General features: G+C 30.5%; 1 protein-coding gene. It reads right to left on the bottom strand.

Features of this window, described 5'->3' with window-relative positions; all coding sequences use genetic code 11:
* Window positions 1-68 precede the first annotated feature (68 nt).
* Window positions 69-848: an alpha/beta fold hydrolase gene (locus HU235_RS10925; protein ID WP_095302682.1), complete on the bottom strand. Its 780-nt coding sequence runs from the start codon at window positions 846-848 to the stop codon at window positions 69-71.
* Window positions 849-883 lie beyond the last annotated feature (35 nt).

Below are 883 nucleotides of genomic sequence, written 5' to 3'. Positions count from 1 at the left end.
ATTATAGATTTATCATCTAAATTCCTGCAAAAAACAAAATTTTTCTTAAAAATCGACATTATTTTTAATTATTTCTTTATCATTATCCTATTACAAAATCGAGTGATTTCTTCATTTGCTAATGTCCATCTTTTTGTCAATGTTTGATGATTTGTTCGCTTAAAAAATACAATCCTTATTCGCTTATTCTTTTTGCGAAAAATTCGATTATAGCGATTAAATACATCCGATCTCGTTCCGTAAATAAGTAAAATTGGCATGGTTAATTTATCTACCTCATCATAAAAATTTGTATGTAATACCTCTTCATAATAGCGAGCCCAAATTTCCTTTTGTGACTTTTTCATATGTTTAATTAATAGCTTTCTAACTGTTTTATTTTTCGTATGACTTTTTGCTAAAATTGTCGCATACAAGTTTGGATGATTTTCTGCCATATAAAATCCTAATTTATGCTCTATCGCAAGCAAAGTATTATAAACTACAGGGTAACCCCCAAATAAAATCAAGCCCTTCACTCTATCCTGAAAATGGGTTGCAAGATACTGTGCAATTGTCCCACCAGCTGAATAACCACAAATAACTGCAGTAGAAATGTGTAATGTATCTAACAAAGATATTATCTCATTACCATACTCCACAATTAAATTTTCATGTTCATGTAGCCTATCACTGTCACCATGACCTGATAGATCTGGAAAGATCACTCTAAATTTCTTCTGAAGTCTATATTGATAATGAAAAACGTACCTTCCCATTCCTGGAGGATGTATAAAAACGATTGGTATTCCGGAGCCAATATCATCATAAGCAATTTTTTTCCCATCAATATAAGCAAAATTTGTCATATAAACACCCCTCTAAAATAATAGCGATTATATTA

Origin of the sequence: Metabacillus niabensis, assembly GCF_902829255.1 — a bacterium.
GTDB classification, from domain to species: domain Bacteria; phylum Bacillota; class Bacilli; order Bacillales; family Bacillaceae; genus Metabacillus; species Metabacillus niabensis.
Note: the sequence above shows the minus strand (reverse complement) of the source record. Positions and strands in the feature narration are given on the sequence as shown.

What these genes read in the sequence shown, in the direction of transcription:
- HU235_RS10925 (WP_095302682.1), bottom strand. Translation starts at nt 848, where the DNA reads ATGACAAATTTTGCTTATATTGATGGGAAAAAAATTGCTTATGATGAT.